20 protein-coding genes are annotated in these 19,950 nt (G+C 31.3%); 5 read left to right on the forward strand and 15 right to left on the reverse strand.

Features of this window, described 5'->3' with window-relative positions:
• Positions 1 to 157 precede the first annotated feature (157 nt).
• A complete protein-coding gene (locus tag PUD86_01495; protein MDD6775959.1) occupies positions 158 to 1,534 on the reverse strand; it encodes a hypothetical protein in 1,377 nt (458 codons plus the stop codon).
• 323 nt (positions 1,535 to 1,857) lie between these two features.
• On the opposite strand from PUD86_01495, the gene PUD86_01500 reads away from it, so the two are divergent.
• Genes PUD86_01500 through PUD86_01515 form a run of 4 tightly spaced genes read left to right on the forward strand, consistent with a single transcriptional unit; the run spans position 1,858 to position 4,972 of the window.
• The gene (locus tag PUD86_01500) at positions 1,858 to 3,087 is read left to right on the forward strand and encodes an LL-diaminopimelate aminotransferase (protein ID MDD6775960.1); all 1,230 of its coding nucleotides are present in this window, start codon (positions 1,858 to 1,860) and stop codon (positions 3,085 to 3,087) included.
• Entirely contained in the window at positions 3,088 to 3,789 is a 702-nt protein-coding gene (locus PUD86_01505) for a hypothetical protein (protein MDD6775961.1), read from the forward strand.
• Between the two features lie 5 nt (positions 3,790 to 3,794).
• Positions 3,795 to 4,379 (forward strand): hypothetical protein, encoded by a 585-nt coding sequence (locus PUD86_01510; GenBank protein ID MDD6775962.1) that lies wholly within the window; start codon positions 3,795 to 3,797, stop codon positions 4,377 to 4,379.
• An 8-nt stretch (positions 4,380 to 4,387) separates the two neighbouring features.
• A complete protein-coding gene (locus PUD86_01515; GenBank protein MDD6775963.1) occupies positions 4,388 to 4,972 on the forward strand; it encodes a hypothetical protein in 585 nt (194 codons plus the stop codon).
• Positions 4,973 to 5,045: 73 nt separating this feature from the next.
• Here PUD86_01515 and PUD86_01520 read toward each other — a convergent pair whose 3' ends face one another.
• The 3 genes from PUD86_01520 to PUD86_01530 are packed head-to-tail and all read right to left on the reverse strand — an operon-like array spanning position 5,046 to position 7,914.
• On the reverse strand, positions 5,046 to 5,675 hold the full coding sequence (locus PUD86_01520) for a hypothetical protein (protein MDD6775964.1): 630 nt from the start codon (positions 5,673 to 5,675) through the stop codon (positions 5,046 to 5,048).
• Between the two features lie 9 nt (positions 5,676 to 5,684).
• Positions 5,685 to 7,472: a glycosyltransferase gene (locus PUD86_01525; protein ID MDD6775965.1), complete on the reverse strand. Its 1,788-nt coding sequence runs from the start codon at positions 7,470 to 7,472 to the stop codon at positions 5,685 to 5,687.
• Between the two features lie 34 nt (positions 7,473 to 7,506).
• Entirely contained in the window at positions 7,507 to 7,914 is a 408-nt protein-coding gene (locus tag PUD86_01530; GenBank protein MDD6775966.1) for a response regulator, read from the reverse strand.
• 414 nt (positions 7,915 to 8,328) lie between these two features.
• Between PUD86_01530 and PUD86_01535 the strand changes: the two genes are divergently transcribed.
• On the forward strand, positions 8,329 to 9,351 hold the full coding sequence (locus PUD86_01535) for an adenylosuccinate synthetase (protein ID MDD6775967.1): 1,023 nt from the start codon (positions 8,329 to 8,331) through the stop codon (positions 9,349 to 9,351).
• A gap of 378 nt (positions 9,352 to 9,729) precedes the next feature.
• Here PUD86_01535 and PUD86_01540 read toward each other — a convergent pair whose 3' ends face one another.
• The 11 genes from PUD86_01540 to mvk form a co-directional block, all read right to left on the reverse strand.
• The gene (locus tag PUD86_01540; GenBank protein MDD6775968.1) at positions 9,730 to 10,131 is read right to left on the reverse strand and encodes a hydrogenase iron-sulfur subunit; all 402 of its coding nucleotides are present in this window, start codon (positions 10,129 to 10,131) and stop codon (positions 9,730 to 9,732) included.
• A gap of 11 nt (positions 10,132 to 10,142) precedes the next feature.
• Positions 10,143 to 11,279: a Coenzyme F420 hydrogenase/dehydrogenase, beta subunit C-terminal domain gene (locus tag PUD86_01545; GenBank protein MDD6775969.1), complete on the reverse strand. Its 1,137-nt coding sequence runs from the start codon at positions 11,277 to 11,279 to the stop codon at positions 10,143 to 10,145.
• A 13-nt stretch (positions 11,280 to 11,292) separates the two neighbouring features.
• Positions 11,293 to 12,297, reverse strand: a complete 1,005-nt coding sequence (locus tag PUD86_01550; GenBank protein MDD6775970.1) for a molybdopterin-dependent oxidoreductase — start codon at positions 12,295 to 12,297, stop codon at positions 11,293 to 11,295.
• 611 nt (positions 12,298 to 12,908) lie between these two features.
• Positions 12,909 to 13,358 carry a hypothetical protein gene (locus PUD86_01555; GenBank protein MDD6775971.1) on the reverse strand — a complete coding sequence of 150 codons (450 nt, stop codon included), beginning with the start codon at positions 13,356 to 13,358 and terminating at the stop codon, positions 12,909 to 12,911.
• A gap of 116 nt (positions 13,359 to 13,474) precedes the next feature.
• Entirely contained in the window at positions 13,475 to 14,194 is a 720-nt protein-coding gene (locus PUD86_01560; GenBank protein MDD6775972.1) for an ImmA/IrrE family metallo-endopeptidase, read from the reverse strand.
• Between the two features lie 2 nt (positions 14,195 to 14,196).
• Positions 14,197 to 14,523 (reverse strand): helix-turn-helix transcriptional regulator, encoded by a 327-nt coding sequence (locus tag PUD86_01565; GenBank protein ID MDD6775973.1) that lies wholly within the window; start codon positions 14,521 to 14,523, stop codon positions 14,197 to 14,199.
• 261 nt (positions 14,524 to 14,784) lie between these two features.
• Positions 14,785 to 15,765 (reverse strand): short chain isoprenyl diphosphate synthase IdsA, encoded by a 981-nt coding sequence (gene idsA / locus PUD86_01570; protein ID MDD6775974.1) that lies wholly within the window; start codon positions 15,763 to 15,765, stop codon positions 14,785 to 14,787.
• A 14-nt stretch (positions 15,766 to 15,779) separates the two neighbouring features.
• Entirely contained in the window at positions 15,780 to 17,123 is a 1,344-nt protein-coding gene (locus PUD86_01575) for an RNase J family beta-CASP ribonuclease (protein ID MDD6775975.1), read from the reverse strand.
• Between the two features lie 3 nt (positions 17,124 to 17,126).
• A complete protein-coding gene (gene fni, locus PUD86_01580) occupies positions 17,127 to 18,173 on the reverse strand; it encodes a type 2 isopentenyl-diphosphate Delta-isomerase (protein ID MDD6775976.1) in 1,047 nt (348 codons plus the stop codon).
• Positions 18,174 to 18,974 carry an isopentenyl phosphate kinase gene (locus tag PUD86_01585; GenBank protein ID MDD6775977.1) on the reverse strand — a complete coding sequence of 267 codons (801 nt, stop codon included), beginning with the start codon at positions 18,972 to 18,974 and terminating at the stop codon, positions 18,174 to 18,176. It abuts the gene before it with no gap.
• A gap of 5 nt (positions 18,975 to 18,979) precedes the next feature.
• Positions 18,980 to 19,942 (reverse strand): mevalonate kinase, encoded by a 963-nt coding sequence (gene mvk, locus PUD86_01590; GenBank protein MDD6775978.1) that lies wholly within the window; start codon positions 19,940 to 19,942, stop codon positions 18,980 to 18,982.
• Positions 19,943 to 19,950: the final 8 nt, after the last annotated feature.

Raw genomic sequence — 19,950 nt, forward strand, 5'->3', positions numbered from 1 at the left:
CATCTTTTAAAACCATGAATAAAACAACCATAAATATTAATATCTATAATAAACGATTGTACTTCATAGTATATAAAATTAAAGAAAAATAAAACAATTAAAATTAGAAAAAATTGTGACTTCGTGTCACATCCTCAAAAAGTAAAAAAAAAGATATTTAGTATATCTTTTTAACATCAGATGGTTTGATGGTAATATTTTGACGTCTGTACCTAACAGAAATCTCATCGCCTCTAATAGCATAAACTTGGCTTGAATAAGATTCTCCTTGGTAATTGAAGATAATTTCATCTCCTTTTTTAAGTACAACCTCATTATTGTTAATAGTAATTTTAAGATTATCTCTTGCAGGTTTGCTTTTAATAGCATTATTATTTGCTTTTGGAGCTTCAGGTTTTGGAACATCTCTGATTACTTCAAAAGATTTAGGTTCCTGTCTTACTTCCAATTGGTCATCACTAGTAAAAGCAGGTTCAATATCTCCAACAGGATCTACATAATCAACATGAGTTTCGTTGATAATAGGTTCAAACTCATCATATTCTTTTACAGTTCTAATGTAGGTTTCTTCTTGTGGAATTTCATCATCAGTATAAATATCTCCAGCAAGTGAATCTTCCGGTTCAGCAGACAATTTTTCTTTAACATCCTGGAAGATTTTAGAACCTTTGATTTTCTTTGTAAATTTATCCAAGTCTTTTCTGTAATCTAAATCCATTAAGTTTTCAGCGTCACGAGTAGTTTCACTCTCAGTAGGTTCTTCTTGGATTTTACTTGGAGTTTTAAGAGTAGGTTCTTTAATTTCTTCATTAGGAATATCTAAATCATCATTATCACTGCTTAATAAAACATCAGTAATGTTTTCTTCTTTTTGAGCTAATTCAGGAGCATCAGGAGTTTCTTGAGGTTTTTCATCTTCTGCTTCTTTATTTATTAAGCTTCCAATAGTATCGAACTCTTCAGATTGTTTTTTAACAATACTTTCTTTGAGTTCATCTAATTCAGGATCGTCAGCTTTAGGCTGTTCTTTTTGCCTTTCATCATCCTTTCTTTTAGACTCTTTGATTAATTCATCAATAGTGAATAAATCCTTCAATTCAGTTTTATCCTCTTTATTTTGATTCATAATATCCATCTGACTTTGTTTGATTGGTTCTTGAAACTTTTTAACATGATTTCCATAATCGATGATAAGTTGGTTTTCAGATTCGTATTCAAAAGTTTTATTATTAATTTCCGGAGCAATATAACCAGTATATTCTTTTGGAAGTTCATTTTGATTTCCATATAATGATCTAGTGCTTTGTGAATTATTGGATCGGGATGATTTTGAAGATAAACTATCAGCAAGACTTTTCGTATTGAATTTTTCTTTTCGTTGTGAGATAACTTCATTTAAGCTATCAGCACTTGGAATTATAGATTTCTCATCGTGCTCGAGTTCATCACCTTTATAGTGTAATTTAACCAATATACAGGAAATTACACCAACTATTGCAATAGTTATCCAAATTAATATGGTTATTCCATTCATGTTTCCCAATCCTAATTTTTTATTATGTAATAATATATGTTATTTCATTAATTTAAATACTTTTATATTATTAATAAAAATGAAGTTTTTTAAATAAAATATGAAATTATGATTTGCAACATCTTTACAATTTTTCCACCAAACACTTTACAATTTTTCCAATAGCTAATTTATAAATACAAAAAATAAGATTAGATAAAAACTGAAATCATACTAAAAAATTAAAAACTTATTCAATTTTTACCCCTATTAAAACTACTATTTTATATATATTTAAAATAAATAATATAATTAGATTAATAAATTAATTACGAGGAGAAATCATGGTTGTTAAAATTAATGAAAACTATCTTAAATTAAAAAGCAGCTATCTTTTTGTTGAAGTAGCAAGAAGAGAAAGAGAATTCATAGATAATAATCCCGATGCAGACATTATCAAAATGGGTATTGGGGACGTTACCAAACCATTAGTACCTTCCGTTATTAAAGCATTTAAAGATGCTGTTGATGAAATGGGTAATGCAGATACCTTTATGGGATATGGACCAGAACAAGGATACGACTTTTTAGCACAAGCTATTGCAAAAGACTATGAAAAATACGGAGTAAACTTAGATACTTCTGAAATTTTCATAAGTGACGGATCCAAATGTGATACTGGAAATATCCAAGAGATTTTCGGAATCGACAATAAAATCGCAATTACTGATCCTGTTTACACAGTTTATGTTGATACCAACGTAATGGCTGGAAGAACTGGAGATATGAAAGATGGCATGTATGAAGGTTTAACTTACCTTAAATGTAATTCTGAAAACGGATTCATCCCGCAATTACCAGATGAAGTAGTTGATATTATTTACTTATGCTATCCAAACAACCCAACAGGTACTACTTTAACCAAAGATCAGTTAAAAGTATTTGTTGATTATGCAAAAGAAAATAAAGCAATTATCTTATTTGACGCTGCATATGAAGCATTCATTACTGAAGACAATGTACCTCACAGTATCTATGAAATTGAAGGTGCTGACGAAGTAGCTATTGAATTTAAGAGTTTTTCAAAAACTGCTGGATTTACCGGAACCCGTTGTGCATACACAGTTGTTCCTAAAAAATTAATCGCATATGATAATGATGGTAATGAAGTAGAAGTTAACCCATTATGGAACAGAAGACAAACCACAAAATTCAATGGTGTATCATATCCTGTTCAAAAAGCAGCTGAAGCAACCTTAACTCCAGAAGGTCAAAAAGAAATCCAAGAAGTAATCGACTATTATATGAAAAACGCTAAAGTTATCCGTGACAGCTTAACTGACATCGGATTAGAAGTTTACGGTGGAATCAGCTCACCTTACATCTGGGTTAAAACTCCAAATGACATGGATTCCTGGGCTTTCTTTGATTTATTATTAAACGAAGCAAATGTTATCGGAACTCCAGGTTCAGGATTTGGTCCTAGTGGTGAAGGATACTTAAGACTTACCGCATTTAATACTTTAGAAAATACAAAAGAAGCAATGGATAGAATTTCAAAATTAGAATTTTAGGTGTTTAGCTTGAAAAAAATAGAAAAACCAGTGGAAATTGAAGAAGGAGACTCATTTAAAGTCATTTTATCAAAATATGGTGCTTTAGCACTTGATAAACAAGAAAACTTATCTGAATTAATCGGAGAAACCATTGGAGATTTAGATATTGAAAAAGGAAACATCACCTTTGGAGATATTGAAATGCCAGTTCAAATTTTAGGTTTCTACTCTGCAGATTTAAACCAATGGTCATGGGCATGGGATAACGAAGAAATCTTTGGCGCAGACTTAATTAAAGCAGCTTGTGATATTAAAGAAATCGGAGACAAATTCGAAGTTCCTGAATTTAACGCTCCATTAATCCAAACTGATTATGACCACTGCCACCCTATTGCAATGAGTGCAACTGCAATTTTAGGCTATGATGCATATTATGCAGTATCTGAAGAAGGATTAGACATCTTTGTTGCAATCAAATCCGATTTAATCAAAGAAAACAATGAAGTTAAAAAGTTCAGAGACACATACTACACTTTCCAGAAAAACTTCAATGTATATCCTACTATTGCTTTTGAATCATACACCAAACTCAAAGGCTATGGTTTCAAACCACACGATGATTTCTACTTGGCTAAAATTGGAGAATCCCGTGTAATGGCAGGATTTACCGAAAGAGGAAATGTAACTCGTATCTTAATGTTTGGTGAAGATGAACAGTGATTACTATGAATCAGGATTTAGCAGAAGAATTGGAATATATGAAAGATTTACTTGCTAAATCTGGATTTTTTGATAGTGAAGAGATAATTGAAATATTGGAAGATCAGTTTATTGAAGAAGACATTGACTTTAGTGAATGTGAAATCTCATTAAATGATTTTTCCAATGAAAATTTCTCAAAATTAGAAAGCGTATTTACCCAATTAGCTAATGAAAAGATTGTAGCTATTCATAATTGCGGATACGACATTAGTGAAGGTGTAAATGATGCTTTTGAATTGTATCTTCACTTATACAACAATAAATTCCACACCGAAGGTTTTTGTTTTTACACTTTTGAAGATATTGAAGAGTGTATTTATGATGAAAAATTAAAAATTACATTTGGCGATTTTGAAAACGATGAAAATAAAGCATTAGAAATCGGCAAAACTGTTTTTTGTTACTTAAAAGAAGCTGGTTTTAATATTAACTGGGATGAAAGCATTAACAATCAAATTGAACTTACATCATTTAAATGGGATAAATCCTATGATGAAAGTAAGGAATATGAAATTGAAGGTGCTTATGAAGTATTTACTAAAAGTTAGGTGTTAAAATGAATGGAAGGTCATTAAAATTAATACGTGACGTTATTATCAATTCCGGAAAGATGACATCAGTTGAAATTTCCCATGATTCAATTTACTTGCAGTTTAGTGATGTTGAACTTGGAACTCCAAAATTAGACAGCGAATTTAACTTAACCGCAAGATTTGGCGAAGATTCATTTTTAACTGCTTTTTATAACAATATCTGGGATATTGACTTTTTATCAAAATATAATTTTAAATATGAATTTCTAAGAGAAGATATTCGCCTTAATGTTAAAAACATCAGGTTTAATGACTTTGAATATTTAAATAGACTTTTTGAAAAATACCAAAAGGATAAATCAATCTCTACTGTTGAAGATTTTAATATCCGCAATATTAGAAATGACTTTTTTATGATTGTTGAAGCTGAAGATATTGCTATCGTTTTAGGTGGAAACCAGATGGATTTCTTTACACCATCTGAAAGACTAGACGATGCAACTTTACGTGAGCTTTCTAATGAATGGATGCTTTACTTTTTAAAATACCAGAAAAAAAGAAATCTCATAAGAGACCCAATGTGTGAAAACCATCCACTTAGATATTAGTAAATTAATTTAATAGCTATTTAAAAATAAAGAAAAGTAGTAGGACTATTAAATTCATTTACCTACTTTTATTTTAATTGTTCTTTTGATTGAAAACTCCCATTATGAATTCGTATACATGCATCAATTGGGAGTAAGGACCATAATTATGGTTGTGAATGTTACTCATATCATCTTCAATACGATCATCTACTTCTTTTACAAATGATGAATTGTTATAGTCATGAGATGTAAAGTAGTGCACCTGAATTGCATAATTTGTATCCTCTTTAGGGAATACATAATTAACTCCAATATGACTCCAGGTTACATTATTGTCCCTTGAAGGATTTGAGAAGTATTCTTTTGATACATTAACTCCACCAATAGTGGAATTTTCCATTTTTAAAACTTTAAAATTACCGTTTTCCATAGCTCTGAATTTTGCATGGGAAATTGAAGTAATATGGTCTTCCGGCCAGTCATCCCAATGGTCAATGTACACATACTGATTTGTAATTGCATGAGGAGTTTTTGAATGGTTGGTTAAATTCAATTCCTCTGTAGTATTCCATGCTTCAGGAACAACAGTTACACTATGTCCAAAATCAACTGTTTTATCTGTTTGAACACTTAGAAAACTGTTTATCCCATTAATATTTAGTGCGATGAAAATAATAATAATTACAATCACCAATGAACGTAACATATCCTCTTTTCTCATTTTACCACCCTAACTTGCGTTTTCCTCAACAGGTTCCTCAATACCCTCACCAGTATGTTCAGTTTTACTCCATTTTCTTTCTTTTCTGGAAATCATATTCGCCATTGTCATAAAGAAAAGTGGAATCAAGTGATAACAGTATATGTAATATCTTATTATATCCAAGATATATTCAATGATTCCAGGATCATCTCTTGATAATGCAATCATAGTACCTGGGAAGAATGCAACAATTGATAAAAGCCCAACAAGAAGTGGAGCATCCATTCTGATAATTGTTACATTATTAAATACAAACCATGACACTGCATTTACAATAGTTATAATAAAACCAAAAAAGATTAGCAAATTAAAACTGTAAAAGGAAATATGTTCAATTATTCCCATCTTTTTGACAATAGGGATTTTTGCTTTTAAAATAACCGGCAAGTAAACAAATAATGTTTCAAAGTTACCAATAGCCCATCTGACTCTTTGTCTAAATAAAGGCTTCCATTTAGCAACTGCTTCTTGGTAAACTGCACATTCACCACAGTAACGGATTTTTCCACCTGCAAGCAATATTTTAACTGCAAGGTTTAAATCCTCAGTTACAGCAAATCCATCCCATTTTCCACAATCAATAATTGACTGTTTTTTAACAAACTGACCGTTTCCACCTAAAAAACCAGTCATCCCAAGATTGTCCTTAGCTATTAAAGTGTTTCCAAAACTTGCAAATTCCAAATGCTGCATACGAGTCAAGTAGTTTTCATCCTTGTTAAACATTTTAACTCTTGACTGAACACCGTCTGTATCATCACAAAGATATGACATGATAATTTTTAAATAATCAGTTTTAACTTGAGTATCTGCATCAAATACACCAATAACTTCCCCTTTGGATAATGTTAATGCATCATTTAAAACAAAACCTTTACCTTTTCCAGATCTTGGAGGGTGTCTTGTAACAATCTTAAGATTAGAAATGTCTTTTTTAAGATCATGCAAGATTTCTCCTGTTGAATCAGAAGACCCGTCATTAACAACAATGATTTCGTATTGAGGTTTTCCTTCATAGTGGTATTCCATTGCAGCAATACTCTCAACAGTTGATTTGATAGTGTATTGCTCGTTGTGTGCAGGAATAAAAATACTTACAAAAGGAAGTTTATCTCCATCTTCAATCATTTCAACTTCTTTTTGCTTTTTAATACTTGCAATAGCATTTATAATCATTGCTAAAGTAGGAATTAGCAATACCCATTGAAGCCAAGTTGCATTTCTTGTTAAAAGTGCCATTAAAATTAAACTAACACATAAAAATAAAAGTAATACTGAGTTTGATTTTTCAACTACAAGCTCAACATTTTTTTCTCTAATCTTATCTTTTGCTTCAATAACGTTGATAGTGTTAAGCTTATGCTTTTTTAAAACAACAGCAATAGCTCTTAAAAGTTCATCTTCTTCAATTTCCTTTATTAAAAACTGGTATGGTGAACATTCAAGAATATCTTCAAGAATATCATCATCAAACATCACTCCCACAATAAAAATAAAAGGAATGTTGTAGTTTTCAAAGTATTGTGAAAATCTGTGTATGTCAATATCACTGTTATCAATATCTAAAAGAATTAAACTAGGTGATTGGTTTTTAATTATCTTTTTAATATTTTTGGTGTCAAAATCAGATTTGATAAACTTATAATCTGCGTTTCCGACATACTCATCTACGAGGCCTAAGGTTTCTTCATCAGTACTTATGGTTAGAATTTTAGGCCTTTCCATAATCTGAGTATTTTGCTTTGCATCTTCCATTGTATCTTATTAAATCGACATTGGGATTTAATATTTAATTAAATCCACTAGCATCATTTAATTTTTGTTCTTCTAACTCCGCTCTTTTAATAGCTAATTTAAGAGTTTTATCTAATTTAGTTATTTCATAAGGTTTTGGAACAAATCCATATGAACCTTCAATATTGGATCTTTCGAATGTATAATCATCAGTGTTTGCAGTTAAATAAACAACTGGTATTCTCAATTCTAAAATTACCTTAGCAGCATCAATTCCTTCCATGTCTCCTTTTAATTTGATATCCATTAAAACGACGTCAGGAACTGTTTCAGCAGCCATATCAATTGCATCTTGACCAGTGCCAACTGTATCGATGACCTCATAACCTAACTCTTCTAAACTGAATCTCAAATCAAGAGCAGTAATCGCTTCATCTTCAACAATCAATATCCTATTTTTCATTTTAAATCAACATAATTATAGTAAATTAATTATAACATTTATTTGATAACATATAAAAACTTTATGAATAACAATTATAATTATGGAAATTCAATGAAAATATAATATAAATAAAATTTATTTGAAAACACCTGTTTTTTCATTAAAACTTATAAAATAATATCAAATCATATAAAAATCTTTTCACTTGATTTTCTCATACACAATGATATAACATTCAAATCACAACACCCCATTAAATAAATAAAACCGCTCCAACTTCTAAAATAAGTCATAAATACCATTATTGGAAAAATGATTTTACCAACAAATGCAATTTAGCCAAAAGTTTTTAAAACATGAAAAATAAAATACAATTGTTATGAAGATTTTTTAAAAAAAAATTTTCGAATCAATTTTTTAAGGAGTTATTAGATGACTTGTAATATTTTAGTTGGTGGAGCATGGGGTGACGAAGGTAAAGGAAAATGTATTACCTACCTTTGTAACAATGATAAACCTGACATTATTGCTCGTGCAGGAGTAGGTCCAAATGCAGGACACTCTGTTGAATTTAACGGAGAAAAATATGGTTTAAGATTAACTCCATCTGGTTTCGTACACACTGGAGCTAAACTCATGATTGGAGCAGGAGTTTTAGTAAACCCAGATGTTTTATTCAAAGAATTTGAAGATTTAAAAAAATATAACGTAAAAGAAAGAATGTGCGTCGACCCAAGATGTGCAATTATCAGCAACGACCACATGGAAAGAGACAAAAGTTCAGAACACTTAGCTAAAAAAATCGGAAGTACCGGATCTGGTTGTGGACCAGCAAACTCCGATAGAGTATTAAGAACTATTGACTTAGCACAAGACATTCCTGAACTTGAAGAATACATCACTGATGTTTCCCTTGCATGTAACGAAACCCTTGATGAAGGCGGAGACGTATTCATTGAAGGATCACAAGGATTTGCACTTTCCCTTTACTATGGAAGCTATCCTTATGTAACAAGTAAAGACACTACTGCATCAACCTTTGCAGCAGATGTCGGTGTAGGACCAACTAAAGTAGATGAAGTCATTAACGTATTTAAATCCTACATTTCCCGTGTTGGAGAAGGACCATTCCCAACTGAAATGTCACAAAAAGAAGCTGAAGAACATGGATGGGAAGAATACGGTGTTGTAACCGGACGTCGTAGAAGAATCGGATACTTCGATATGGATCTTGCAAAAGAATCCTGTAGAATTAACGGCGCAACACAAATTGCACTTACTTGCGTAGATAAATTATACCCTGATTGTGCAAGAACACAAGACTACAGTGATTTATCTGTTGAAAGTAAAGCTTTCATTGAAGATATTCAAAGTGCAACCGGTGTACCAGTTACTATTATTTCAACTGGACCTGACTTAAACGATACTATCGATTTAAGAAAAGAATTATTATAACGGATTAAATTTCCGTTTTTTACTATTTTTTTTAATTATTTTAAAACGAGAAAAATAATAGCTATCAAAGACTAACTTCAATAGCTATTGTAGACAGTAAAAAGAAACCTGTGAGAATTTCTTTTTTATTTTTTTAACTATACCTATACTAATGGAAAAAAATTAATAACTACTGATTTGAGCTAAAAATCAACAGTTAGCTGATGATGAAATATTAATATAGACATAATTACTTTGAAAAATAACCAAATAATTCCTATTTAACTATTTTTCTAACATTAGTACCATTAATACTAATCTTAGAAAGACAATTAGTAGGGAAAGTAAATAGCTAATGTGGAGAATAGCTATTTACATTTTTTGGCAGTTTTTTATTAATTACAAATCAAGAGGTCCTAATTTAGTTAAGGTTTTATGAAACTCTTCCATAGTAGTTTGGAATTTTTCACCTTCAGATGCGGAAATCCATTCGTGACGGAATCTTTGCTTTTCGATTCCGAATTCTTCAAGAATATCTTCTATGATTTTTGCTCTTCTAGACCATTTGTAGTTACCAGCATCATAGTGACAGTCCCCAATATGACAACCCCCTACAAATACCCCATCAGCTCCTTCCTGGAAAGCCTTAAACACCATAGACGGATTGATTCTACCTGAACACATTACACGAATGATCCTAATATTTGATGGGTATTGCATACGTGCAGTTCCAGCGGTATCAGCACCACAATAACAACACCAGTTACATAATAAACCTACGATTTTTAAATCTTCAGACATTAAAATCACCTCTATAATTCAGTTTTTTGTGGACTATACAAAGGAGGTCTAGCATCATCTGAAACTCCAGATATATAGCCGGTTCTATTATAATATTTTTTCTGCAATTTATCGAAAATTAATGAAACAGGAATGTCCATTGGGCATACATCATCACATTGACCGCAATCGCAACAGCTAAAACTCATATGGGATAATCTTACACCCTGGAATGCAATAGGACTTGGTGATAAGTTTTCTTCATCCTTAAAGTAGGATTTGTCTAATTCACATTCATTACACCAGCAGATTGGACAGATATCACGACAAGCATAACATTTAATACATCGTTTCCAGTCATCCATAGTACTTACAGTTTCATAAGTTACTTCCTGGTTCTTTTTAGCCATGTTAATCATGACATTTTCAACTTTGCTTCTTGTTTGAATAGCTGCTTCAGACGGAGATTTTGTTTCAAGCAAACCCTCCTTTTTAGCGCCATCAATTAATTGCTGGCCTTTTTCATCGTTGATTTCAATGAAAGTCCAGCCTTGTTCAGCTCCCCAGTTTCCACATGCAATGTTAGCTTTTCTTGGTATTTTTACATCACATCTCTGACAGTTATTACGTCTTCCATATCCTTTTTCTTCTAAATCATGGATTTTTACTGCTTCTTCACTTCCATCAGCTAGTTCAATGATAAATTTACCTTTATCAATTTCTTCACTTACAACATCATCAGGAGCAGCTTCGTAAAACAAATCAATCATTTTTCTACCACTTATTGGTGAAACAGTTCCACCACAGTTAAGACCAATGAAATAGAGATTATCTTTATTGATTTTGTGTCTTTTAATAAGTTCATCCATTGCTCTCATATCACAAGGTTTAACTGCCATTGCAATTTTTTGATTCCTGCAGTATTTTTCTACTAAATCTCCAATCATTGTTGGTGCACAGTGATATGAACCTGCAGTTTTTAATAAATCAACACTATCAGTTATAAATACAGGCATTGCATCATAAATGTCATCACATGGCATGATTGTTAAAACTCCGTCAACAAGTTCACTATCAAGTAAATATTTAAAAATACTTGTTACTGCTCCTCCACATTCTCCAGCACTTAGAATATCATCATCTTGAGATTTTGCTAAAACATAACTCATATAACTCACCAATTTAGTTTAATTTATCAATTATTTCGATTATTCCTAATTCGTCTGAGTCTACAATGGTGCTGAAAGTTTGAACATCACCCATTGAATTTACAAATGATCCATCCTTTTCAAGCCAGGTTTTAATTGGAACAGTGATATCAGACATTTTTGTTGTATTATTTTCACATGATGCAAAAGTGATGATTTTTGATAATTTTGTAAAATCAAAATCAAATTCGCAGGTAACATCGTCATCAAATACCACTAAGACTTGAGTATTCTCAAACATATCAATCATTTCATCTAAGGATTTGGCATCGATAATATCCAATGCACCTTTTGAATTTGATTTGGAAAATACTGGTAAAACTTTACAGTCAAGTTCTTCAATTTTTATTAAATCATCCTGTGAATCTACATAGTTAAATACAACTACGGAGGAATTATCGATTTCACAGGAGCTTAAAAACTCATCAATTGAAGTGTTATATGTTTTATCAGCAATTGAAAATGTAACTGACTTTTCAGTTTTACCAAGTGCATAAATTTCAGCACCATTCTGTTTAGCATGAACAATTCTTCTTCCAATCAATGGATTTTCATATAAAATATCCCCAATTACAAATACTTTGTTGGCACCAGCAATATCATCATAAGAAGCAACATCACTAAAATTTTTTAAATTATCTGCATAAAATGCAACGTTATAATTTTTGGACTCACCAAATTTAGCAATAGCTTCAATTTCTTCAAGAGAATTATTACCAGAACAAAGTAAAGTAACATCAGATGCCTCAACACCATCAAGCTCTTTTGAAACTTCACTTATGAGTTTAGAAACATCCACATCTCCAAATTTATTTAAGTAACAGTCAATTGAATTTCTTCCATTTAAACAGTTTTTTCCAGCGTTAACCGGATGTCTTTTATATGGAAAAGTTCCAACTATTTCACCATCATTTAAAACTACATTAAGTCCGCAGCCTACACTACAAGACGGACATAATGTATGCTTAATTTCTAACATAATACATCTCCAAAATTTAGTTATAAAAGCATTTCACTCTTACAAACAATTAATTAATAAAAATTATCCAATTAACAAAATAATCAAATAATCTATACAATACTAACAAGTAATAACCATATAAAGATTATTAAAAAAATTTGAAATAAATTAGGCTTTAAATTAAATATTAAGGTTTTACAATAGCCATTTTTTAAAAATAATTTCTTAGTATTTGAATTATTAAAAATAAAAAGATAATAGCTTAGAAATTGGAAAAAATAATAATTAATAAAAAAATAGAAAATTAATTAAAAATGATTAAATTGGAAAAAATTTATTTTTATTGGTTATTATTGAAAAAAATAAGAATAATTTATGGAAATTTTTAAAAATAAGTATTTTAAATAGGAATTTTTGAAAATAAATTGATTTGAATTTAATTTGAAAATAGTAATACTTTTTAATAAAATAATACTACTTATAATAATAAAATTTTATTAAATATTAATACTTATGAACAGTCAAGTTTTACAAGATAATAATTTTGAACTAGTACATGAAGATTAGAATTAATCAATGCTTTTATTAAATAGTTTAATAAATACTTTGCAAAATCCAATTAAACTAGATTATAAAGAAATATTATTTAAGAATTTTTTACAGTCCCCATCATAAAGTTCATCATAATACTCAAAAAATGAATTACAAGGCAAATCCATCCCATTACAAATCATACCAACATATAATGAATTAGCAGTGTCAATTGAAATAATCTCTTTTTTAAGAGCCTCAGTTAAAATCATAGAACTTGTTATTAACCCAATATCCAAATCTTCAATATATTCCAACACATCACTTAGATTATTACTAGCAACAATCCCATTGTTTAGATGAGCTAATGCCATTGCAGCAGATTCACCAGAACCACAAACCTTACCTGTTTTGCTCCAAAAACCTTTTTCAATTGATTTATATGTAACATATTCTTGAGATGGAAAATATATTTCTCTAATTTCCACAAAACTTTCTTTTAAATTTTCAAAATTTCGTTTTACAATTAATGGAGTACTTTCATTCATTATCTCCTGATAAACTTGTTCAGGAATAACAATTTTTGGAAAATAACTCTTCTAAAACATAACCTGCATCCACAAATAAAAATGACTCCAAACAGTCAGCATCATAGAAAATAGGCTTATTCAAAGACATTCACCTCATTATAAAGAATATCATTTCTGAAACTCTTTAATAAAATTTCTCTGCGTTTTCCACCAGTTATTTTTTTATCATCAAATGCTTTTTCAGTTAAACGTATCAATTCACCTATAGATGAATATTTTTGATTTTCCAAAGAAGGTTTATAAAGACTAGTATCATAACCTAAACGATTAGCTTGCCTAATTATATCTGAGCCATACTCTTCAAATTGATCATCATTAATCCAGTTCAAGTTTTTAAGACGCATAAGCATGGCTGAATTACTAACTTGAAAATACTGTTCACATTTAATTACATCTTCAAGTGACCAATCATCAATATTATTCTTATTTTTAAACCAGTATAGAGCACTATCCGGCATAAGTAATGCTGAGGCGAAATCATTTGCATTTTTTTCACTTTCACTATTGGTATTAACACCACAAACAACAAATTCACCTATATCATCATAAAGTAAATGATACAACTCATGAGCAAGTGTGAAATTTTGCCTTCCAATAGTATGATTTGTATTAACAAAAATTATATTATCCTCATCTGTTTTAGAACAGCAACCACTAATATTTGTTTTCATAGGAAACCAAAGAACAGTTAGATTTTTCATATTAGTTTGGATTAAAGAACGAAGATTAACACAGGCAAATCCTTCAATACCCCAATCATGCCTTAATGATTGTGCAAATACAGCAGCATCCATAATTAATCATCCCTATCCAAGCTTCTTAATAATTTTAAAAATCCAGTAATTTCATTCATTTTTGCAACAACATTCAAATCTACTTTTTCATCACTACGAAAAGCTATACTAAAACTTTCATAAAAATCAGTTTCACCTAGCAAATATTCATGTGAACAATTATATAATAAGCATAATTTGTCAAGTAAAGCCATGTTAAAGTTTCTCTCACCATTTTCTATTTTAGAAAGATAACTTTGCTTAATTTCCAAATAATCAGAAACCTGTTCTTGAGTATATCCATTTTGGATTCGTAATTTCTTTAAATTTTTCGCTACAGTGGTTTTCATGACAACACCCCATGAGTATTCAATAGTTTGTAATAAAAAATATATAAATATTATAGAAAATATTATGACAATATTGTAAAAAATATAAAAAATTGATTTAAAAAGGAATAATATAACTTAAAAAATAAATTAAATAATTAATAAGTAATATTCATACACAATAAGAGAATAAAATTAGATTATTTAAAAATAACGGATGAAAAATATAATATTGAATTTCAATAATAAAAAAGAATTAAAAATAAAAAAATAAAAGAAAAGTTAAGCACTTCTCTCAAGTACAAAATCAGCAATACCAACAAGTATCTGTTTAGATGCAGAGTCATCTAATATTTCAAGTACTTCTTTTGCTTGGTCGACTGATTCTAATGCCAAATTGCGAGCATATTCAATAGCACCACAATCTGTTAAAATTTGAATTGCTTCATCTATGTCGCTTTGTGAGTTTTCAGTGTCTTTTAAGATTTCAAATAATCTTCCAGAGTCATCACTTTCTAAACCTTTAATTGCGATAATAGTCATTTTTCCTTTACCGATGTCTGATCCGATTGGTTTACCTAAGGTTTCTTCATCAGCTACTAAATCAAGGTAGTCATCCTGAATTTGGAATGCTAAACCAATTAAACGACCGTATTCGTACATTGCATCGATTACTTCATCAGATGCTCCACCCATAATAGCTCCTGCTTTTGTAGCTGCTGCTATTAATGCACCGGTTTTTTTGAAAATCATTTCCATGTATTCATCTTGTTTAACATCGAATCTTTCTTCAAAACTCATATCAAGTGCTTGACCTTCACAGATTTTTACACATGCATCTGCAACGGTTGCAAGTGCTTTGTTGTTTTGATCAGAACTAGTTCCTTTACTTCCAATAATGAGTTCAAATGCTTTTGAGAATAATGTGTCTCCTGCAAGAATAGCTACATCGTCACCCCATACTTTGTGTACAGAAGGCATTCCTCTTCTTGTATCATCCTGGTCCATGATATCGTCATGGATAAGTGAAAATGTGTGGATGAGTTCAATAGCTGCTGCTGCGTTAAGTGAAGATTCACGAGCTCCTCCAACTGCTTCTGCAGTAATTAATGTTAAAGCAGGTCTAAGCATTTTACCTCCAGCTCTTGTAAGATAAACTGATGCATCTGCAAGGTTTTGTGGAGTAATAGTTGCTAATTCCTCTTCAATGGTTTTTGTAATATCAATTGAATAATTTCCAAGTACCTCTTTTATGTCACTCATGTAATCACCTCAAATTAACTTTTAAATACTTGTGCTTGTGCGTTTCTTAAGATGTGGATATCATATCCAATTCTGTAACCTTCTTCTTCAGCAAGTTCTGAATATGCAGCAAGCATGGATAAGTCTCCGTGTGCAGGAATAATATGTTGTGGTTTTAACATACGTAAGAATTCTCTGTGGTCTTCTCTTCCAGCGTGTCCGGAAACGTGAGCATTAGGATAAATTCTAGCACCTTTTAATTTTAATCTTCTCTCCATAATGTGTCTGTTTGCAGCATTTGTTGGATTTGGAATAATTGGTGCTGAAATAATTACATTGTCACCTTTTTTAATATTGAAAGGTGTTCTTCCATTAGCAATTCTTGGAAGTAATGCATCTGGTTCTCCTTGATGACCAGTAGTTACTAAAAGATAGTTAGCTCTGTCTTCATCAGCTCTCATTAATGCTTTGTTGATTGCTTTAGGTGATCCGTAGATACTTGCGTTTTTAGGTAATTTTAAGATTCCTAATTTTTGTGCAATTCCACAGAATCTCTCCATAGATCTTCCAAGGAATAAAATTTCCCTGTGACTTTTCTTAGCAATATCAGCAATAGCTTGTACACGTTCAACGTGAGATGAAAATGTAGTAACTATCATACCAGTTTTTTCTTGGAGAGGTCTTTTCATAACATCTTCTAAGATATTGCGAGCAATACGCTCTGAGTGAGTTTTAACCTCATTATAATTGTTAGCGTTAGTTGTCTCAACGATTAAAGCAAGTACTCCTTCTCTACCTAATTCTTTTAATCTTCTATAATCAGGTGGTGGAGATACTTTTTGATGATTATCAAATTTGAAATCCAAAGCGTAAACAATGATTCCTTCAGGAGTGTGTAAAACCGGAAATACTGCCTGTGGAATACTGTGAGTAGATTGTACAAATTCCAAAGTAATGTCTTTTGATAATTTTAATTTACTACCTGCATTTAAAGGTCTGATTGGATTGTTTACTTTGAATTTACGTTCTCCTTTAATCTGCTTTTCAATTAAAGCAGTAGTATATGGAGTTCCAATTAATGGTGCGTCATATCTGTGTGCTAATTTAGCAACTGCACCAATGTGGTCTAAGTGACCGTGTGAAAAAATTATTCCTTTAACTTTTCCATCAACATCCTTCATTAATGTGTCGTCAGGAATAACTCCCCTTTCAATTAAGTCTAAACTATGCATTCTGTCGATATCTGTATCTTCATGCATACTAATTCTGTCCAAATGGATACCCATATCAAAAATGATGACGTCTTCACCAATTTTGACAGCAGTCATGTTCTTCCCAACTTCCTGATATCCACCGATAGCGATTACTTCAACGCTCATGTCTTATCTCCTTGAATAATTTTTTGTGTTAATTCCTCTTTCATTAAGCCATTCCCTTGTTTTTCCTCGAATAACCAATTTAGATTCTTTTAATTCTTCAATGCTGTTAGCACCAACTAAAAACATTGCAATTCTTAAAGAATCATTGAATCTTGAAATGAATCTGTTTAATTGTTCTTGAGAAGTAGCATTTTTCAAGAATGGTAAAGCCATACCAACAGCATCTGCTCCAAGAGCAATTGCTTTTGCTGCTTCAAGACCACTGCGAATTCCACCTGATGAAATAATAGGAACATCTACAGTATTTGCAACTTCAGCAGTACTTACTGCAGTTGGAATTCCCCAGTCCCAGAAGGTTTCACCTAAATATCTGTCTTCAGCACGATATGTTTCTACAGCTGCCCAGCTGGTTCCTCCTGCACCCTCAATATCAATATAATCAACACCTGCTTCAACTAATGCTTCAGCAGATTCTGCTGAAATACCACAACCTGTTTCTTTTGCAAGAATCGGAATGTCAACAGAAGAAGTAATCTCACCAATCATGTCAAGATATCCTCTTGCATCCAAATCTCCTTCAGGCTGTATTGATTCTTGAAGAGGGTTTAAGTGAATTGCTAAAATATCTGCATCCAAAATTTCAACTGCCTTATTAGCAAGAGTTAATTGTGGTGCACCGATATTACCTATAAGCAAACAGTCAGGAGCATTTTCACGAACAACAGTGTAAGTATCTTCAAGTTCGCTGTGTTCACATGCTGCTCTTTGAGATCCAACACCTAATGCAATATTATTGTTTTGAGCTGCAATAGCTAATTGTTTGTTGATTTCTTTTGCAGTAGGATGTCCTCCAGTAATTGCAGTTATGAATAATGGAGAATCAAGTTTTTTACCAAATGCAGTAGTTGACAAATCAATTTGCTGTTTGTCAATTTCTGGTAAAACATTATGGATTAACTCAATGTCTTCAAAACCAGTGGTTTTGTTTTTAAATGAAACATCATAATTTTCACAAATTAATAAATGCTCTAATTTTCTATCTGAAATCATTTAATTTCCCCTTGAAATTACAGTTCCTTTCACGTCTTCATCTTCTAATACTTTGAAAATATTATTTTCAACTTCAGCATTTATTATCATAGATTCTATTCCGAGGTCTGCTAAATATAATAATTCTTTTATTTTGCCAACCATTCCACCGGTAACGTCTATATTTGTAGTTCCTTCGAGTGTATCTAAATCTTCAAGTGAAGAGAATTTATCAAAGAATATAGCGTCATCGTGGGTTTTTGGATTTTTATTATACACTCCGTCAACATCAGTTCCAAGAATTACTTTGTCAGGAGTAAGGTTTCTTGCAAGATACTGGATTAACTGATCTCCGGAAATAACACAGATTCCCAAATCATCATCAAGTACTACATCCCCGTATATTACAGGAATAAAACCTTCATTTAAATATCTTGTAAATGCATCAAGGCTACAAGGATTTATTCTCTTATCTTTTGCAGTCATGAAACTTGAAGCAGGAATTGCTACAACAGGCAAGCCCTGTTTAATGAATGCTTCACAAACGTGCATGTTTAATTTTTTAACAGCATTTTGGGTTTCGCAAAATCCAATTCTTTTTTGTGGATATTCGCTCTCATCAAATGCTTCGCCAATTTTATATTTTTTAGCTGGCGGATGGCCAAAAGAGCCTGCACCATGAACAATAATTAATTGTTTAGGTCCATTATCAAGAGAAGATTTAATTTCTAAAGCTATTCTTTCAAGACTTTCGAAATTAACTTCACTTTCTGATGAGTCCTTATTTGTTAGGCTGCTTCCACCTATTTTTAAAATAATCATTATAATCACTTGTAAACTCTTGAGGAAACTCCTCTTCTAGTAAATCTCACTTTTAAAATATTATCATCACGAGCAATAGCATCTGCAACTTCATCAACTTTTCCAGGACAAAGTGCAATGATACTTCCTCCACCACCAGCACCAGTAGTTTTAGAACCAATAGCTCCTGCTTCTCTTGCATTATACACCATACGTGATAATTCTAAAGTGTTAACACCAATAACATCTAAAAAACCATGATTAATGTTCATTAATTCTCCAATCTTATTGTAATCCTTTTTTAAAATAGCCTGTTTTGCATAATTGGTTAAATTACCCATTGCAGTAATTACAGGATCAATAATCTTTGGATTTCTGTTTTTCAAGTTTTTAACATCTCTAACCATTTTTCCAGTATTACCATGTTTAGTAGTGTAACCTACAACCAAAGGAGCATTGAAGTTTACCTTAAAGTGCTCGATTTTTTTGTTTCTGGATAAATAAACAAGACCTCCGTAGGTAGATACTAATGTATCCAAAGGACTTGCAACTCCCTGAACTGCCTGTTCAACCATATGAGCATCATGAGCTAGAGATTTTTTATTAAAACGAATATTATGGTATCTGTATAATGCAGCAAGTGTAGCTACAGTAACTGCTGCTGATGAACCAAGCCCTGAACCAATAGGGACATTAGATGATAATGTAATGTCAATTGGAGAGTGGTCATGTGCTTTATAAAGAGATTCTAAAATATATCTAATAATACCAGGTTTTCCCTTTGTTAAAACGTATTTTTTCTGTTTTGAAAGTAATTCCGCTTCAAATCCTATATCTGGAGCTCTGAAAATAGATTTATCACTATCAGATTCCTTAATTGTAACATAAGCCCTTTTATTAACTGCACCTGCAATTGCAGGTTCACCATAAACAACTGAGTGTTCACCAAATAATATAGTTTTTGCCGGAGCAGAAGCTTTTGCGATCATAAAAAAAC

It is taken from the genome of Methanobacteriaceae archaeon (genome assembly GCA_029219465.1).
In the GTDB taxonomy this organism is placed as follows: domain Archaea; phylum Methanobacteriota; class Methanobacteria; order Methanobacteriales; family Methanobacteriaceae; genus Methanocatella.

What these genes read in the sequence shown, in the direction of transcription:
- PUD86_01495 (MDD6775959.1), bottom strand. Translation starts at nt 1,534, where the DNA reads ATGAATGGAATAACCATATTAATTTGGATAACTATTGCAATAGTTGGT.
- PUD86_01500 (MDD6775960.1), top strand. Translation starts at nt 1,858, where the DNA reads ATGGTTGTTAAAATTAATGAAAACTATCTTAAATTAAAAAGCAGCTAT.
- PUD86_01510 (MDD6775962.1), top strand. Translation starts at nt 3,795, where the DNA reads ATGAATCAGGATTTAGCAGAAGAATTGGAATATATGAAAGATTTACTT.
- PUD86_01515 (MDD6775963.1), top strand. Translation starts at nt 4,388, where the DNA reads ATGAATGGAAGGTCATTAAAATTAATACGTGACGTTATTATCAATTCC.
- PUD86_01520 (MDD6775964.1), bottom strand. Translation starts at nt 5,675, where the DNA reads ATGAGAAAAGAGGATATGTTACGTTCATTGGTGATTGTAATTATTATT.
- PUD86_01525 (MDD6775965.1), bottom strand. Translation starts at nt 7,472, where the DNA reads ATGGAAGATGCAAAGCAAAATACTCAGATTATGGAAAGGCCTAAAATT.
- PUD86_01530 (MDD6775966.1), bottom strand. Translation starts at nt 7,914, where the DNA reads ATGAAAAATAGGATATTGATTGTTGAAGATGAAGCGATTACTGCTCTT.
- PUD86_01535 (MDD6775967.1), top strand. Translation starts at nt 8,329, where the DNA reads ATGACTTGTAATATTTTAGTTGGTGGAGCATGGGGTGACGAAGGTAAA.
- PUD86_01540 (MDD6775968.1), bottom strand. Translation starts at nt 10,131, where the DNA reads ATGTCTGAAGATTTAAAAATCGTAGGTTTATTATGTAACTGGTGTTGT.
- PUD86_01545 (MDD6775969.1), bottom strand. Translation starts at nt 11,279, where the DNA reads ATGAGTTATGTTTTAGCAAAATCTCAAGATGATGATATTCTAAGTGCT.
- PUD86_01550 (MDD6775970.1), bottom strand. Translation starts at nt 12,297, where the DNA reads ATGTTAGAAATTAAGCATACATTATGTCCGTCTTGTAGTGTAGGCTGC.
- PUD86_01555 (MDD6775971.1), bottom strand. Translation starts at nt 13,358, where the DNA reads ATGAATGAAAGTACTCCATTAATTGTAAAACGAAATTTTGAAAATTTA.
- PUD86_01560 (MDD6775972.1), bottom strand. Translation starts at nt 14,194, where the DNA reads ATGGATGCTGCTGTATTTGCACAATCATTAAGGCATGATTGGGGTATT.
- PUD86_01565 (MDD6775973.1), bottom strand. Translation starts at nt 14,523, where the DNA reads ATGAAAACCACTGTAGCGAAAAATTTAAAGAAATTACGAATCCAAAAT.
- idsA (MDD6775974.1), bottom strand. Translation starts at nt 15,765, where the DNA reads ATGAGTGACATAAAAGAGGTACTTGGAAATTATTCAATTGATATTACA.
- PUD86_01575 (MDD6775975.1), bottom strand. Translation starts at nt 17,123, where the DNA reads ATGAGCGTTGAAGTAATCGCTATCGGTGGATATCAGGAAGTTGGGAAG.
- fni (MDD6775976.1), bottom strand. Translation starts at nt 18,173, where the DNA reads ATGATTTCAGATAGAAAATTAGAGCATTTATTAATTTGTGAAAATTAT.
- PUD86_01585 (MDD6775977.1), bottom strand. Translation starts at nt 18,974, where the DNA reads ATGATTATTTTAAAAATAGGTGGAAGCAGCCTAACAAATAAGGACTCA.
- mvk (MDD6775978.1), bottom strand. Translation starts at nt 19,942, where the DNA reads ATGATCGCAAAAGCTTCTGCTCCGGCAAAAACTATATTATTTGGTGAA.